Origin of the sequence: Pseudocitrobacter sp. 73, from assembly GCF_008369545.1 — a bacterium.
Lineage (GTDB): Bacteria > Pseudomonadota > Gammaproteobacteria > Enterobacterales > Enterobacteriaceae > Pseudocitrobacter > Pseudocitrobacter vendiensis.
Map to the genome: position 1 here is coordinate 197248 of NZ_VTZO01000008.1, position 15330 is coordinate 212577.

Annotated in this window: 14 protein-coding genes; 4 read left to right on the forward strand and 10 right to left on the reverse strand. The window is 57.2% G+C overall.

The genetic code is table 11. The features are described 5' to 3' along the window. Positions 1-101 precede the first annotated feature (101 nt). The 6 genes from mhpE to F0Q32_RS08235 are packed head-to-tail and all read right to left on the reverse strand — an operon-like array spanning position 102 to position 6366. Entirely contained in the window at positions 102-1115 is a 1014-nt protein-coding gene (gene mhpE, locus F0Q32_RS08210) for a 4-hydroxy-2-oxovalerate aldolase (RefSeq protein WP_149462654.1), read from the reverse strand. Next, complete coding sequence (gene mhpF, locus F0Q32_RS08215; protein ID WP_149462655.1) at positions 1112-2062, reverse strand: acetaldehyde dehydrogenase; 951 nt, start codon at positions 2060-2062, stop codon at positions 1112-1114. The genes mhpE and mhpF overlap by 4 nt, the downstream gene beginning before the upstream one ends. Further along, on the reverse strand, positions 2059-2865 hold the full coding sequence (gene mhpD, locus F0Q32_RS08220) for a 2-keto-4-pentenoate hydratase (protein WP_149462656.1): 807 nt from the start codon (positions 2863-2865) through the stop codon (positions 2059-2061). Before mhpD ends, mhpF begins: the two co-directional genes overlap by 4 nt. Positions 2866-2874: 9 nt before the next feature. Next, entirely contained in the window at positions 2875-3741 is an 867-nt protein-coding gene (mhpC, locus tag F0Q32_RS08225) for a 2-hydroxy-6-oxonona-2,4-dienedioate hydrolase (RefSeq protein ID WP_149462657.1), read from the reverse strand. Between the two features lie 14 nt (positions 3742-3755). After that, a complete protein-coding gene (gene mhpB, locus F0Q32_RS08230) occupies positions 3756-4700 on the reverse strand; it encodes a 2,3-dihydroxyphenylpropionate/2,3-dihydroxicinnamic acid 1,2-dioxygenase (protein WP_149462658.1) in 945 nt (314 codons plus the stop codon). 1 nt (position 4701) lies between these two features. Continuing rightward, entirely contained in the window at positions 4702-6366 is a 1665-nt protein-coding gene (locus F0Q32_RS08235) for a bifunctional 3-(3-hydroxy-phenyl)propionate/3-hydroxycinnamic acid hydroxylase (protein ID WP_149462659.1), read from the reverse strand. Between the two features lie 186 nt (positions 6367-6552). Between F0Q32_RS08235 and F0Q32_RS08240 the strand changes: the two genes are divergently transcribed. From F0Q32_RS08240 to F0Q32_RS08255, 4 genes are all read left to right on the forward strand, one after another. Then, complete coding sequence (locus tag F0Q32_RS08240) at positions 6553-7371, forward strand: DNA-binding transcriptional regulator (protein ID WP_149462660.1); 819 nt, start codon at positions 6553-6555, stop codon at positions 7369-7371. A gap of 186 nt (positions 7372-7557) precedes the next feature. Continuing rightward, positions 7558-8625, forward strand: a complete 1068-nt coding sequence (locus F0Q32_RS08245; protein ID WP_255475178.1) for an ABC transporter substrate-binding protein — start codon at positions 7558-7560, stop codon at positions 8623-8625. Further along, entirely contained in the window at positions 8612-9619 is a 1008-nt protein-coding gene (locus F0Q32_RS08250; protein WP_149462661.1) for an iron ABC transporter permease, read from the forward strand. The genes F0Q32_RS08245 and F0Q32_RS08250 overlap by 14 nt, the downstream gene beginning before the upstream one ends. Then, complete coding sequence (locus F0Q32_RS08255; RefSeq protein ID WP_149462662.1) at positions 9616-10365, forward strand: ABC transporter ATP-binding protein; 750 nt, start codon at positions 9616-9618, stop codon at positions 10363-10365. Before F0Q32_RS08250 ends, F0Q32_RS08255 begins: the two co-directional genes overlap by 4 nt. Here the strand turns inward: F0Q32_RS08255 and F0Q32_RS08260 are convergent. From F0Q32_RS08260 to F0Q32_RS08275, 4 genes are all read right to left on the reverse strand, one after another. Continuing rightward, complete coding sequence (locus tag F0Q32_RS08260) at positions 10351-11073, reverse strand: substrate-binding domain-containing protein (RefSeq protein ID WP_149462663.1); 723 nt, start codon at positions 11071-11073, stop codon at positions 10351-10353. The genes F0Q32_RS08255 and F0Q32_RS08260 overlap by 15 nt on opposite strands. Before the next feature lie 148 nt (positions 11074-11221). Then, complete coding sequence (locus F0Q32_RS08265; protein WP_149462664.1) at positions 11222-12055, reverse strand: shikimate dehydrogenase; 834 nt, start codon at positions 12053-12055, stop codon at positions 11222-11224. Then, positions 12045-13391, reverse strand: a complete 1347-nt coding sequence (locus F0Q32_RS08270) for an MFS transporter (protein WP_149462665.1) — start codon at positions 13389-13391, stop codon at positions 12045-12047. The genes F0Q32_RS08265 and F0Q32_RS08270 overlap by 11 nt, the downstream gene beginning before the upstream one ends. 80 nt (positions 13392-13471) lie before the next feature. After that, complete coding sequence (locus tag F0Q32_RS08275) at positions 13472-15322, reverse strand: bifunctional sugar phosphate isomerase/epimerase/4-hydroxyphenylpyruvate dioxygenase family protein (RefSeq protein ID WP_149462666.1); 1851 nt, start codon at positions 15320-15322, stop codon at positions 13472-13474. Positions 15323-15330: the final 8 nt, after the last annotated feature.

Consider the following 15330-nt stretch of genomic DNA (forward strand, 5'->3'; position numbering starts at 1 on the left):
ACAGGTGAAAGGCGGCTGATACGTTGCCAGCTGCGCATTTTTTCCTTGCAAACGCGCCCGCCGGGCATCATGCCGGGCGGGCGAAGCTTTCTTGTTATGTTTTACGCTTTGGCTTTCAGGTCGAGCGCCACATCGACGATCATGTCTTCCTGGCCGCCAACCATCCGGCGTTTACCCAGCTCAACCAGAATATCCACCGCGCTCAGGCCGTAGCGCTGCGCCGCCACTTCACTGTGACGCAGGAAGCTTGAATACACACCGGCATAACCGAGCGCCAGCGTTTCACGGTCAACACGCACCGGGCGATCCTGTAACGGACGCACCAGATCGTCTGCCGCCGCCATCAGCGCGTACAGATCGGTGCCGTGATCCCAGCCGAGCTTATCCGCTGCGGCAATAAACACTTCCAGAGGCGCATTCCCTGCCCCTGCACCCATTCCCGCCAGGCTTGCGTCAATACGGTCACACCCCTCTTCCACCGCCACGATCGAGTTTGCCACGCCAAGGCTCAGGTTATGGTGTGCGTGCATCCCGGTTTGCGTTTCCGGCTTGAGCACCGCTTTCAGTGCGCGGAAACGGTCGCGAATATCGTTCATGTTCATCGCGCCGCCGGAATCAACCACATAGATGCAGGTTGCGCCGTAGCCTTCCATCAGCTTCGCCTGCTTCGCCAGATTTTCCGGGGTGGTCATATGGCTCATCATCAGGAAGCCGACGGTGTCCATGCCCAGCTCACGTGCGAAGGCGATATGCTGCGCTGAGACGTCCGCTTCGGTGCAGTGCGTTGCCACACGCACCACGCGCGCGCCAGCCTGATAAGCGGCTTTCAGGTCATGCAGCGTGCCGATGCCCGGAATCAGTAAGGTGGCGATTTTGGCGTGTTTCACCGTATCGGCGGCAGCTTCAATCCATTCAATGTCGCTGTACGCGCCGAAACCGTAGTTAAAGCTGGAACCCTGTAAACCATCGCCGTGCGCCACTTCGATGGAGTCCACTCGCGCGTCATCCAGCGCTTTGGCAATCTGGCGCACATTGTCTAACGAGTACTGATGGCGGATGGCGTGCATACCGTCACGCAGCGTGACGTCGGAGATATAGAGTTTTTTACCGTTCATGCGACTTCTCCTGCTGCTTTCACCATGGTTTGCGCCATTTTTTCCGCCGTCGACATCGCCGCTGAGGTCATGATATCGAGGTTTCCGGCATAGGCGGGCAGATAGTGCGCCGCGCCTTCGACTTCCAGATACACCGCCGTTTTCAGCCCGGAGAACTGACCGATACCCGGAATAGTCACCGGTTTATCCTGCGGAATAATTTCAAACTGCACTTTTTGCTTCAGGCGATAGCCCGGCACATACGCCTGCACGGCTGCGGCCATCTCTTCAATCGACGCTTCAATTTCGATTTGCGAGGCGTCCTCGCTCAGCACATACACCGTGTCACGCATCATCACCGGCGGCTCTGCCGGGTTGAGAATAATGATGGCTTTGCCTTTCGCCGCACCGCCCACCACTTCAATGGCCTGCGAGGTGGTTTCGGTAAATTCATCGATATTGGCGCGTGTGCCCGGCCCGGCAGATTTACTGGAAATCGAGGCGATAATTTCCGCGTAATGGACCTTCGCCACGCGGGAAACTGCCGCTACCATTGGAATGGTCGCTTGGCCACCGCAGGTCACCATGTTGACGTTGCCCTGGCTGAGATTTTTATCGAGATTCACCACCGGCACGCAGTACGGGCCAATTGCCGCAGGCGTCAGGTCAATCAGGCGAATATTGGGTTTCTTTGCGCGCAGCGCAGCGTCATTTTTAACGTGCGCCCCGGCGCTGGTAGCGTCAAAGACGATATCGATGTCGGCGAATTCCGGCATGGCCATCAGGCCATTGACGCCTTCATGGGTGGTGGCGACGCCCATGCGACGCGCGCGTGCCAGGCCGTCGGATTCCGGGTCGATTCCGACCATAACCGCCATCTCAAGGTGCTTGCCGTTACGCAAAATTTTGATCATCAGATCGGTGCCGATATTACCTGAACCGATGATGGCGACTTTTATCTTACTCATGACTGACTTCCTTCTTGTGCGGCAGAGAACGTGGCTGCCACAGAACCAATACCTTCAATAAGTGCCTCGAAACGATCGCCGGGATTGATGGCGACCATCGGGCCCAACGCGCCGGTCAGCACAATGTCACCTGCACGCAGCGGTTCTCCGAGGCTCGCCATCTTGCGCGCCAGCCAGACGGCGGCGTTAAGCGGATGCCCCAGGCATTCACTGCCGCGACCGCTGGACACCTCTTCGTTATTACGCGTCATACGCATGGTGCAGTTTTTCAGATCTAACCCTGCCGGGCGCATCGCCGGGCTGCCGATGACGTACACGCCACAGGACGCGTTGTCCGCCACCGTATCGACAAACTTAATTGACCAGTCACGCACGCGGCTACCCACTACTTCCAGCGCGGGCAACACCCATTCAATAGCGCCGTATAGCTCATCAAAGGTGGTATCGGCGTTTGGCAAATCGCGGTTCAGCACCAGTGCAATTTCCGCTTCAATTTTCGGCTGCATCACGCGGTCAAACGGAATGGTGTCGTTGTCGCCGTAACACATATCGGCGAACAGCGTGCCGAAATCTGGCTGGTCAACCCCCAACTGTTGCTGCACTTTCGGATGGGTCAGGCCGATTTTGCGCCCGACCACGCGACGGCCTTTCGCCACCGCGTTTTCCACATTAAGGGCCTGGATGGCATAGGCGGCTTCGGCATTATCAAGGCCGATAATGTCGCGCAGGGGCGCAATAGCCTGCCCGGTTTGTTCGGCCTCGCGCAGGGCGGCGGCCAGTTGTTCAAGTGACGACGTGGTCATGACGGCTCCTTATGCGCGGTTGAGGTAATCCAGCACCAGCTGGTTGAAGGATTCTGCATGTTCCCACTGGGCCCAGTGACCACAGTCGCGGTAGATATGCAGCTCTGAACCGTTAATGCCGGAAAGCAGACGCAGGCCCGCATCCATTGGAACAAAGCGGTCGTTGCGGCCCCAGACAATCAGCGTCGGGGCTTTAATTTCCGCAAGGCGCGGACTAAAGTCCGGGAACTGTTTCGGGTTGGCTTCCAGGCTCTTAATGAAGTTTTCCAGATGATCGCGACGTGCCAGCATGTTGTTGAGACGCGCTTCAAATAGCGCTTCGGTCAGATCGCTCGGGTCATAGACGAAGATGTTCATCATCTTCTTCAGGTTGTCGATATTCGGTTCGCGATACAGGCCGTTCAGCAGCTTGATGCCTTCCGTTGGCATCGGGGTGAACAGGCTCATCCCGCCCGTGCCGCCGCCCATCAGTACCAGTTTGCCGACGCGCTCCGGCCAGGTCAGGGTAAACGCCACCGCACTGTGCCCGCCCATGGAGTTGCCCAGCAGATGCACCTTCTGGATATCCAGTTGATCTACTACGCTTTTCAGAATGCGGGCGTTCAGGTCAGAACGGGAACCACTGTTAATAATGGTGTCGCTCTTCCCCCAGCCAGGGCAATCGAGCAGGATAACGCGGTACCCGGCTTCCACCAGCGGGTCAATATTACGGCTAAAGTTCGCCCAGCCCGTTGCACCGGGGCCAGACCCGTGCAGCATGACGACGGTTTCATCGCCCTGCCCACAATCGTTAAAATGGATGCGCAGCGTCTGGCCGCCCTCTTCAACATTCAGGAAACGGCTGGTTGCGGCTTCGGTTTGCGGTTGATAGGTCATTGTTTTCTCCTGCTTTAATTCTGTGAACGGGCGCTGAGGGAACCGAAACCGGCAATCCATTCAGGGATTGGGCGGTAGTAACGCCCCTCGGTGCGATAGTCGCCAAAGGCCGACAGCGCAGCGAACGCGGCAACCCAGGTCTTAATTTCGTGAGTAGATTTCCCGGCAATAGCCGAAAGCTCTTCATTACTGACAGCATCCAGTTCGCCCAAACGCTTCTGCTCAAGTAGCGTCATAAACTGGTTATCCCAGACCGGGTTAAGCGGATGCAGGCTTTTCTGATCTTCAATAAACTTCTCGGCGGCTTCGATAACGCGGCGCTGACGCAGCTCGCGCTCATCCGGCGGCAGATGCTTCCCACTGCCCAGCAGGCGGTCGCGCATATGCGCATCGACCTTCGCCAGCTCCGGCACTGGCGGTTGATGCGATAACCCACCAGAACCCAGAATCAGCACACGCTTGTTGAGGGTGGTGAGAAAACGGCCAATCACTTCCCCCATCATGCGGGTACGCTGGAAACCTGGCAGCGGCGTGGCGACACCGTTAATGAAGATCGGCAGCACCGGGCGAGAATCCAGACCGCCTAACAGAAACTCCAGCGGCTGGGCAAAACCGTGGTCCACCTGCATGCAGTAGGACACCGCCAGGTCGATACCGTTTTTCATGCTGTAGTGCGCACAAGCTTCCGCGATATCCGTCGGCACCGGCAGTTCCCCCGCCGCGCTGGAAAAGTCGCCAATCGCCGTCGCGCCAATGCCCAGGCAGAACGGCGGCATCACGTCGTAGAAGAAACCGTTGTAGTGATCGGGGGCAAACAGCACCACCAGTTCCGGGTCAAAAGCGGCAATGCGTTCGCGCGCGGCGGCAATCACGCCATCCACTTCATCCAGTACCGGCTGTGCCGGGTCGACATAGCCGACCAGCGGCGTGTGGGAGAGACAATGCAGATATGCGTTCATATCAGGCCACCTTTTCAAAAGGAGCGGAGGATGAAACGGCTTGCAACGCCATGACGCTGGCAAGCTGATTAAGTTGGTTACCCAGCGTTTGCGGGATGGCCAGCGCGGCGACAAAACGGTCCGGGCGAATAACCGCCAGCGACGCGTCCTGCGATGCGAACCAGGTTTTCAGGCGGTTTTGCGTATCGCCTAAGCGAATCACGCCGTCGACGTTGTCCTGCGGGGTGTGGATCTGAACCTCTGGCACGACCTGAATGAATTGCGTACCCAACGCGCGCCAACGAGCAATTTGCTGCTCGCTCATGCCCCACAGCGGGTTACAGCCCCAGCCGATAATGGCGAAATTCGCGCCAATCACGTCATCCAGCAGCGTCACCTCGCCGCTTTCGCGGGTCACTTTCGGCTGAATAAACATCTTGCCGACCGGGGAGTTTTTGGCGCTGGCGTCCATCACCAGCGCCCCTTCACGATATTGCGGCATCGGTTTAAAGCGCATTTCAAGGAAATAACGTTTTACCGGCGGGATGTAGTTCAGCAACCAGGAGATCCCATCACGCACGTTGCCGTGCCAGCGTTTTGCCGGGGCGAGAACGTTTCCAGCGGTAACGGATAAATCAATCATCGCTTTGGCATGATCGCGACGCTCCTGCTGGTAGGTGTCGAGCAGACGGTCGCCCGCTTTACCGTTCACCACCAGCGCCAGTTTCCAGGCGAGGTTAAAGGCGTCGCGCATCCCGCTGTTGTAACCCTGACCCTGCCAGACGGGCATGATGTGTGCGGCATCGCCCGCCAGCAGCACGCGATCAACGCGGAAACGTTCGGCAATGCGCGCGTTGTGGGTGTAAACGCGCTGGCGAATCAGTTCGACGTGATCAGGATTCGGCAACACTTTGCTCAACAACTGACGCATGTTGTGCGGTTCGCTCAGTTGTTCTTCGGTTTCGCCAGGCATTACCATAAACTCGAAACGGCGTACGCCATGCGGCAGCGCGGCAGAGACATAAGGGCGCACCGGGTCGCAGCACAGGTAAATGTGCGGTGTCGATAAAGGGTCGTTGGCGATATCAATCACTATCCATTTATTCGGCGCAGTTTTGCCTTCAAACGGCACATTGAGCGTACGACGCACCACGCTCGCCCCACCATCGCAGGCAACCAGCCAGTCGGCTTTCACCGTTTCGCGCTGGCCTTCCGGGCCTTGTAGATTAATCGTGACACTGTCACCATTCTGACTAAACGCTTCCAGCTCGCGCGAGAAAAGCACTCGCACATTCGGGAAACGCGATAGCCCTTCATACATCACCGCATCGACCTGCGGCTGAATAAAGGCATTGCGCCGCGACCAGCCAAACTCGTCGGTCATCGGCTGAATATCGGCAAAGCAGCGACCCTTCGGCGTCAGGAAACGCATCGCATGCCACGGCGTGGTATGCGGCAACACGTTCTCCACCAGGCCGACCGACTGCATAGCGCGCAGCGCTTCATCGTCAATACCGATGGCGCGCGGGTAGTCGATCAGTTTGTCGAGCTTCTCAACCACCAGTACCTCGACGCCCATCTGCCCAAGGTAGTTCGCCATCATCAGGCCAACCGGGCCCGCGCCAATAATGGCGACCTGAGCGGACTGCTGAACGGCAGGCTGGATATCGGGATTTATCGTTGTCATGTCATTACCTCACTTCTCGGACCAAATAATCGGTACGGATACCCCGTGCCGTTATTTGTTAATTTGATGTGAACATATTTTTATAATGCGCTCAGTATATGTCCGGGGATTTAGGCTACAATCAAAACAGGCGCAGATGTGCACTTAGTGCACACAGTTGTTTTAACTCTAGAATTGTCAGGAAACATGAAGAACAACGAGACGACAGAATACAAAACGGTACGCGGATTAACCCGAGGGTTATTGTTATTAAATTTGTTAAATAAATTCGATGGGGGCGCATCAACCGCGACGCTGGCTGAGTTTAGCGGCCTGCATCGCACCACCGTTCGGCGACTGCTGGAAACGCTTCAGGATGAAGGCTACGTTCGCCGCAGTTTGTCCGATGACAGCTTCCGTTTGACGATGAAAGTTCGTCAGCTGAGTGAAGGATTTCGTGACGAACATTGGATTTCTGCACTTGCAACACCATTACTTGGCGAATTATTGCGCGAGGTCATTTGGCCGACTGATTTAACTACGCTCGACGTTGACGCCATGGTGGTGCGCGAAACCACCCACCGCTTTAGCCGTCTCTCTTTTCACCGTGCCATGGTGGGTCGCCGCCTGCCGCTGCTGCTGACCGCGTCGGGTATTACCTGGCTGGCGTTTTCCGCCGAGCACGACCGCCAGCCGATAATCGACATGCTGGCAGGCCGCCCGGAAGCGGAATACCAGCTGGCGCGCGAACCCGAGAAGCTGGCATCAATTCTGGAACGCACGCGCCATAATGGTTATGGCGAGAACTTTGGCGGCTGGCAGCAGGAGGAAAAAATCGCCTCCATCGCCGTGCCGGTGCGCAGCCAGGGCCGGGTAATGGGTTGTCTGAATCTGGTGTATATCGCCAAAGCGATGACCATTGAACAGGCGGCGGCGAAGCATTTGAGTGCGTTACAGCGGGTAGCGAAACAGATTGAGGAGCGCATGGAAGAGGAGGAGATTATCTACGAGCATCCCTCACCCTAACCCTCTCCCGCAGGGAGAGGGAACCGATCGTGCCAAAGTTTAAGCAAGTGCGGTTTTGCCAGGGTGAGGGCCCCATCGCGCACCATCCCCCAGAAATTAATAGGTATATCCCCCACAACCATTTGCAATCCCCATCGTTATATATTCAAATACACATCGAAATTCCCCTTCTCTCAGAGCCACTTCATGTTAAATGTAAAACGTCTGCTCCCCGGCATCGCGCTGCTCTGCGCCACGTTTGCCGTTGTTTCACCCGCCGAGGCGGAACGCACTCTCACCGACCAGCTTGGCCGTCAGGTCACCCTGCCCGATACCGTTAACCGCGTGGTGGTACTCCAGCACCAGACGCTTAATCTGCTGGTGCAGTTAGATGCCGGTAAAGACGTGGTTGGCGTACTCAGTAGCTGGAAAAAACAGCTGGGCCCCGATTTCGCACGCTTTTTGCCGACACTCTCCTCTCTGCCCATGCCCGGCGACCTGACGCAGGTGAATATCGAAAGCCTGCTGGCGCTGCGCCCGCAGGTAGTATTCGTCGCCAACTATGCGCCTGCGGCGATGATCCAGCAGATTCAAAACGCGGGCATCCCGGTTGTCGCAATTTCGCTGCGTGAAGATGCCGCCGGTGAAAAAAACAAAATGAACCCGACGATGGCGGATGAAGAACACGCCTATGACGAAGGGCTGAAACAGGGTATTCGCCTGATTGGCGAGGTGGTGAATCGCGAGAAACAGGCAGACGAACTGATCCGCTACACTTTTAACGCGCGCCAGAAATTCAATGCGCCGGTCGCGGATATTCCCGAAGACAAAAAAGTCCGCGTCTATATGGCCAACCCGGATCTCAACACCTATGGCTCCGGAAAATATACCGGGCTGATGATGCAGCATGCGGGTGCGATGAACGTCGCGGCGGCGACAGTGAAAGGCGCGCGTCAGGTGTCGCTGGAGCAGGTATTACAGTGGAACCCGCAGGTCATTTTCGTGCAGGATCGCTACCCGGAAGTGGTTAAAGAAATCACCACTGACCCACAATGGCAGGGCATTGACGCCGTGAAAAATCATCGCGTCTGGCTGATGCCGGAATACGCCAAAGCCTGGGGCTACCCGATGCCGGAAGCGCTGGCGATTGGCGAATTATGGATGGCGAAAAAACTCTATCCAGAACGCTACAAAAACGTCGATGTCGATGCTCAGGCCCAGGATTATTACCAACGCTTCTACCGCACTGACTGGCAGCCGCATGCTCAACCGTAGTCAGCCGCTGGCGCTTCAGGGTGGGCTGATGCTGCTCACCCTTTTTCTTGCCGTAATATCCCTTTGCTTTGGTCAGTATCCTCTGCCCCTGCGCGATGTGCTCTGGCAACTGTTTCATCCCACAGCGCCTGCGGATATCGCGCAGCAGATAGTCTGGTCCGTGCGTTTGCCACGCGTGTTGATGGCGCTGCTGGCGGGCGGCGCGCTGGGATTGTGCGGCGCCACGCTCCAGGGTGTGTTCCAGAACCCGCTGGTCGATCCACATATTATCGGCGTCACTTCCGGGTCAGCGTTCGGCGGTACGCTGGCGATTTTGTTGGGATTCAGCGCTCCGCTAATGATGGGATCCACGTTCTTCTTTGGCCTGCTGGCACTGTGTCTGGTCTATCTCATCGCTGCGCTGCAGGGGCGAGAAAGCACGCTAATTTTGATCCTCGCCGGGATCATCCTCAGCGGTTTCTTTGCCGCACTGGTAAGCCTGATGCAGTATCTCGCCGATACAGAAGAGACGCTGCCCAACATCGTGTTCTGGCTGCTCGGCAGCTTTGCAACGGCAAACTGGCACAAAACGCTGATGCTCGCGCTTCCGGTCGCTCTGGCCGCCGCGGTCCTGTTTAAACTGCGCTGGCGCATTAATTTACTGTCACTCGACGATAAAGATGCGCGCGCGTTGGGCGTTAACGTCATACCGCTGCGTCGCGGGGTGCTTGTGTGCTGTGCTTTGTTGGTTGCCGCACAGGTAGCGGTAAGCGGCAGTATTGCGTGGGTGGGATTGGTGATTCCCCATCTGGCCCGTTTGCTGGCGGGTGCGGATCACCGTCGCCTGCTGCCAACCGCGTTCTGGGTGGGTGCCAGTTTTATGATTGTGGTGGATGATGTCGCGCGCATGTTGACGGCGGCGGAGATCCCTATCGGCATTCTGACCGCATTGATTGGCGCGCCGCTGTTTACCCTGTTACTGGTGCGCAACACGCGCCGAGGAGACCGCTCATGACCGCGTCACTTTCTCTGAATGCACTGGTATATGGTCATCAGCAGCCGTTGTTTTCCCCGATGACACTCGATTGCCGGCCCGGTGAAATCTGGGCAGTGTTGGGGGCGAATGGGCGCGGGAAGAGCACGTTGCTCGACACGGTGACCGGCGTGCTGCGGGCAATATCTGGCAGCGTACACGTGCGTGGCGGCGTAGGCATTGTGCCGCAATCTTTTCGTCCGGCGTTTGCCTGGCGGGTGCGCGATGTGGTGCTGATGGGCCGGGCGCGGCACATCGCCCTGTTTGCGCAACCCAAACAGGAGGATGAGCAACAGGTGATGCAGGCGCTGGTGCAGCTCAATATTGCGCATCTGGCCGATACGCTGTTCCACGCCCTTTCTGGCGGTCAGCAGCAACTGGTGATGATTGCGCGCGCACTGGTCAGCGCCAGTCAGAATATTTTGCTCGATGAGCCCTGCTCGGCGTTAGATCTCGCCAATCAGCAAACGGTTTTGCAGCTGATCAGTAACCTTGCACACGGCCAGTCGCGCACGGTGGTGTTCACCACACACGATCCCACTCACGCGTTGCAAATCGCCAGCCACACGTTGCTGCTGTTGCCCAACGGCGAGTGGCTGGCAGGTGTAACATCCGACATCGTTCAGGAAGAAAACCTGCAACGCGCGTATGGCCTGCCGGTGCGCAAAATCCAGCTTACTGATTACGCATGCCCGGTGCTGGCGCCGCTGTTTTCAATTCACCGCTAAAAATCCCGCGTCGCGCAGGTAACGCTGCCCAACATCCGCAAGGATAAAGGCATAAAGTGTCTGCGCATTTTCACATTCAGCCAGCCGTGCGACATGGTAATCACAGCAAATGTTCTGCGCCTGCGGAAGCGTAACCACGCGCAGAGCCTCGTCGTGCGTTAACGCGGCGGCGTAGTGCGCATAGCCAATAAACAGATCGGTAAGATCCTGTTGCAGTAACCATTTACTGGCGATCTCATCTGACGGAATGCTCAGCGAGTCGCGCCCACCGACCAGTTGCTTCGCGCGGGATTTCAATCCCTCGCCGAGGCCAGGCTCAAGATTGTTAAGATTTTCAAACAGCTGCCAGGTGTAATCTCCTGAAGGGTCGCAGCCTGGCGTGGAGGTCGCCAGTCGCAACGCAGGGTTGCGCAGAAGTGTTAATGCGTCGCCTTCGAGGTGGCGGCGCGCGGTCAGAATTAGCGTGTTGCGGGCAAAAATCTGGCTTTCCCGCGCCAGTCCCTGCGCAATCAGCATTTGTGGATGCTGCGCGTTAGCCGAAGCAAACACATCGCACGCCTCACCCGCTTCGATGCGCTCACGCAGCAGCCCGGCCGGGCCAAACTGAAGGTTCACCGGGATAGCGGTTTGCGCAGTAAAGCATTCAATCAGGGGAATAAATGCGCGCTTCAGGCTGCCTGCGGCGAAAAGTGTTAAGGGGGATGGCATAACAAATTCCAGCGGAAAAACGGATATTTTAGCGGGATTATGCGCAATGTGCAGCCCGTAAAAATGCCGGGGGCGCTTCGCTTGCCCGGCCTACAAAGTTGATGCTCCCGTAGGCCTGCTAAGCGTAGCGCATCAGGCACAAGCATCATCAGTCGATTTGAGCCAGTGCGCGCAATTGCTCCGGCGTTGCCACGGGGAGATGGAAGAAATCGAGATACGCGGGAATCATCTCAAACAACATATCCGTGCCCTGCTGAGTCGCACAGCCACGCGCTTTCGCTATCGCCAACAGCGGTGTGACGGCCTGCTTCATGACCACTTCACCGACGAACATCTCCGGCGTGAGCAATTCAGCGGGCAGCGGCAGCGGATCATCCAGGCTCATCCCAAGCGGCGTGGCGTTCACCACCAGTTGATGCCCGGAAGGATCGTTCGCCATCAGGGTGATTTTCAGCCGCGGATAATGCGCCTGTAAACGCGTGGCAAGCGCCGTCGCCATTTCCGCGCGGTTGTCATACAAGGTTAGCGCCGCAACGCCTGCCGCCGCTAAAGAAGCGGCAATCGCCGAGCCCACGCCGCCGCTACCCACCACCAGCGCGCGGGCACCTCTTGTCTGGAAGCCTTTGCGCTGAATACCGCGCACGAAACCGTCGCCATCGAACATTTCGCCGGTAAGCGAGCCATCCGCCTCGCGACGAATGGCATTGCATGCGCCGGCAATGGCCGCTGTCGGGCTCAGACGCGCCATGAGCGCACAGGTCGCCACTTTGTGCGGCATGGTGACCAGCGCTCCGGCAATATTGGTCATTTTGAACAGTGTCGGGACGAAAGCCGCGTAGTCCTCGGGCGTGACGCCCACCGGCACCACTTTGACATCCACCCTCTGATTTTCAAACCACGGGTTGTAGATCATCGGCGCTTTGAAGCCTTCCGTCGGATAACCCAGATGGGCAATTAACCGCGTGTAACCACTAATTTGCATCTGTTTCTCCTTGCGGAATATCCAGTTCAATACGTTTTACATCACCAAGAATAAAGAGATACGCCACCACGCCGAGCAGCGCGGCCCCGCCGATATAGATAAGCGCATAGAAGAAGTTGCCGAAGGCGGCGACGATAAAACCAATCACCAACGGCGTCAGAATGCCCGCGAGGTTAGCGCAGAAGTTAAACAACCCGCCGGTGAGGCCGCCGAGTCCTTTGGGTGCCATATCGGAGATAAGCGTCCAGCCAAGCCCGACCATTCCCTGACCAAAGAACGCGAAGGACATCACCAGGATCACTGCCGTGTCGCTCTCCAGCCAGTTAGCGGTGATGATGCAGCTTGCCATCAGCAGCCCCACCACGATCGGCAGTTTGCGACCAAGGTTGGCGCTGCCCGTGGCTTTGAGGATTTTGTCCGATACCCAGCCGCCGAACATCACGCCGCCCGCCGCCGCCAGGAACGGCAGAATGGCAAAGAAGCCCACTTTCAGCCACGGCATATGGCGTTCGGTTGCCAGATAAGTGGGGAACCAGGTCAGGAAGAAGACCAGCACCGTGTTACCGGCAAATTGCCCAATACTGGCCCCGAGAATTTGCCGTTTGCTCAATAGCTGGCACACCAGCGGCCAGCTGAAATGCGTTTTTTTCTCCGTTCCTGTGGTGATACCGCCGCCTGCGGCGATGTAGTCTCGCTCCTGATCGCTAAGATATTTATCTTCGTGCGGTTCCCGATAACAGCGCCACCACACCAGTGCAAATAGAAGCCCAAAGAGACCAACGGTAATAAACAATGTTCGCCAGCCAAAACCGTCCATTATCCAGAACAGTAATGGTGCGAAGCAGGCCAGCCCGAGGTATTCCCCCACCGTATACACCGCCGTGGCGCGCGCGCGCTCCTGCTGCGGGAACCAGGCGCTGACGACCCGACTATTGACCGGGAAGCATGGCGCTTCGCTCACGCCTAGGCCGAAACGGCACAGCAGCAGCGTTTTCAGGCCAATTGCGAAACCATGCAGCAAGGTAAATAGCGACCAGAAACTCAGCGCCAGGAAATAGGTGACTTTGTTGCCAAAGCGGTCAAGGAACATGCCGCCAGGAATTTGCGCCAGCGCGTAAGTCCAGGCAAATGCAGAGAAAACAATCCCCATCATTGCCGCGCCAATCCCCAGCTCTTGCGTCAGTTGTGGGGCGGCGATACCTAAAACCGTTCTGTCGAGATAGTTGATCATGGTACCCGCGGCCAGCAGCGTCAAAATACCAATACGACGCCGTGAGCGGGGAACTGCCGCCACCGCCTCAGCGGTTGCCACGCGATTATGGCTATATGTGTTCATAGGGCTTACCTGTCGTTGTAGAGTGCAGATGAATGTTTTATTGTTATGGTCTTACGCCCGGAGTGAACCGGATGGTACAGTTACAGCATCTGACGGTACTGCATTGCCGAAAGGCGTACGGCGGCATTGACGGCCCCGTACTGGTCATAACCGCCTCGCCTTTCGGTCAATTCGAAAAAGAAGCGCCCTTCACTGAACGGCCAGCTATAGCGATGGAAAAACTCACCGCCCTGCGCATCGCGGTCATAAAGAATTTGCTGCTGTTGCAGGGTAGCCATCCCTTCCGGCTGACCAAAACGCGCCACAAGATCTTCGTAATAGTTCGCCGGAACAGGCAGCGAAATAGCCGTGGAGAATGGCGGCATTGCCGGTAAATCGCTGCAGGAAAAAGCGGCGTGCTGCAAGCCCGCGCCCTGATAACAGGCGACAGAGCGCGCAATCTGCGTGGCGCGGCTTTGCGAAATATTGAGTGCAAAGCGAATATTGCCCTGCGGACTTTGCACCGCCAGACTGCGCACCAGCCCGTACGGGTCGGGCATGGTTTGTTCGTGCTCAAGCTCAAAACCAAATACCGAACGAAAGAACATCACCCAGTTATCGCGACTGTCGGCTTCCATACCCAGCGCCAGATGATCGATGCCCGTAAAACTCTCAGGGTTGTCATCAGGCGTCAGGGTGAAGTCCTGGGTGTAGATATTCTGTTTCTCATCAACCAGATAGATAAGGCTTCCGTCCGGCGCGCACACCGCCGGAATGGTGCTTTCATTCGGGCCGACTTCCCCTTGCCAGGTGGCGTAGCCGTACGCACGTGCCCGGGCAATCACTGCCGCGCTATCGCTGACGCGCAACGCCATCGCGCAAAGAGAGACGCCGTGACGTTGATAGAAGTGATCCGCCCAGCTGTGCGGTTGATAGTTGATGATGACCCGTGCACCGCCATTGCTCCACAGCGCCACCTGCTTAGAACGGTGCATCCCGGTCTGGCGAAAGCCCATTCCCGCTAGCATCGTGCCCAGTTTTTTCGCCTCTGCGGCGCTGGCGGTAAACTCAATAAATTCCATACCGAGCCATTGTGGCAACGGCTCGGTGACAAACAGATCCGCGTCGCTTTTACTCAGCGCCATGCGGGTTTGCTCCTCCAGCCACAGCAGAGAGCGATACCCATCTTTCGCCGTCGCGCCGTTGGGCGAGGCGCGAAAACCGTCGTTAAAAATTTCCAGCGACCAGGGGCCGCGATAGCCACGGCGCGTCAGTTCTGTCGCGAATTCAATCAGCGGTAACTCGCCCTGGCCGGGGAAGCAGCGAAAATGGCGGCTCCACTCCAGCACATCCATCTTCATTAGTGGGGCATCTGCCAGTTGCAGGAAGGTGATTTTCTCCAGTGGCACCTCATTCAGGCGCGTGAGATTATCCCCAAGCGACAGCACGTGAAAACTGTCCAGCACAATCCCCATCGCCGGGCTATTGACCGCTTTAACGCGCTCCCACGCCTGATACCAGCGATTGACGTGTGTCCCCCATGCCAGCGCTTCGTAGCCAATATGGATGTTTTCCTGCTCCGCCAGCGTCGCCAGCGCCCGCAGGTCAGCAACCTGCAGGTCAAAATCCGCCGAGCAGTTCGGCGAGACGTTGCTGCACAGCAACATTGTGTCGCACCCCAGCTCATGCATCAGCGCGAATTTACGTTTCGCGCGTGCCAGATTGGCGGCAAACTGTTCGCGACTTGCACCTTCGAAGTCACGAAATGGCTGGAATAAGGTAATTTTTAAGCCCAGATCGTCGGCCAGCATTCGGATATCGGCGGGCGTACCGGTATAATAGAGAAGATCATTTTCAAAGATTTCAACGCCCTGATAGCCCGCCGCCGCAATGGCGCTCAGTTTTTCAGGCAGCGTCCCGGAAATGGAAACGGTAGCAATGGAGCGCAGCATAGGTTTCG

What these genes read in the sequence shown, in the direction of transcription:
- mhpE (WP_149462654.1), bottom strand. Translation starts at nt 1,115, where the DNA reads ATGAACGGTAAAAAACTCTATATCTCCGACGTCACGCTGCGTGACGGT.
- mhpF (WP_149462655.1), bottom strand. Translation starts at nt 2,062, where the DNA reads ATGAGTAAGATAAAAGTCGCCATCATCGGTTCAGGTAATATCGGCACC.
- mhpD (WP_149462656.1), bottom strand. Translation starts at nt 2,865, where the DNA reads ATGACCACGTCGTCACTTGAACAACTGGCCGCCGCCCTGCGCGAGGCC.
- mhpC (WP_149462657.1), bottom strand. Translation starts at nt 3,741, where the DNA reads ATGACCTATCAACCGCAAACCGAAGCCGCAACCAGCCGTTTCCTGAAT.
- mhpB (WP_149462658.1), bottom strand. Translation starts at nt 4,700, where the DNA reads ATGAACGCATATCTGCATTGTCTCTCCCACACGCCGCTGGTCGGCTAT.
- F0Q32_RS08235 (WP_149462659.1), bottom strand. Translation starts at nt 6,366, where the DNA reads ATGACAACGATAAATCCCGATATCCAGCCTGCCGTTCAGCAGTCCGCT.
- F0Q32_RS08240 (WP_149462660.1), top strand. Translation starts at nt 6,553, where the DNA reads ATGAAGAACAACGAGACGACAGAATACAAAACGGTACGCGGATTAACC.
- F0Q32_RS08245 (WP_255475178.1), top strand. Translation starts at nt 7,558, where the DNA reads ATGTTAAATGTAAAACGTCTGCTCCCCGGCATCGCGCTGCTCTGCGCC.
- F0Q32_RS08250 (WP_149462661.1), top strand. Translation starts at nt 8,612, where the DNA reads ATGCTCAACCGTAGTCAGCCGCTGGCGCTTCAGGGTGGGCTGATGCTG.
- F0Q32_RS08255 (WP_149462662.1), top strand. Translation starts at nt 9,616, where the DNA reads ATGACCGCGTCACTTTCTCTGAATGCACTGGTATATGGTCATCAGCAG.
- F0Q32_RS08260 (WP_149462663.1), bottom strand. Translation starts at nt 11,073, where the DNA reads ATGCCATCCCCCTTAACACTTTTCGCCGCAGGCAGCCTGAAGCGCGCA.
- F0Q32_RS08265 (WP_149462664.1), bottom strand. Translation starts at nt 12,055, where the DNA reads ATGCAAATTAGTGGTTACACGCGGTTAATTGCCCATCTGGGTTATCCG.
- F0Q32_RS08270 (WP_149462665.1), bottom strand. Translation starts at nt 13,391, where the DNA reads ATGAACACATATAGCCATAATCGCGTGGCAACCGCTGAGGCGGTGGCG.
- F0Q32_RS08275 (WP_149462666.1), bottom strand. Translation starts at nt 15,322, where the DNA reads ATGCTGCGCTCCATTGCTACCGTTTCCATTTCCGGGACGCTGCCTGAA.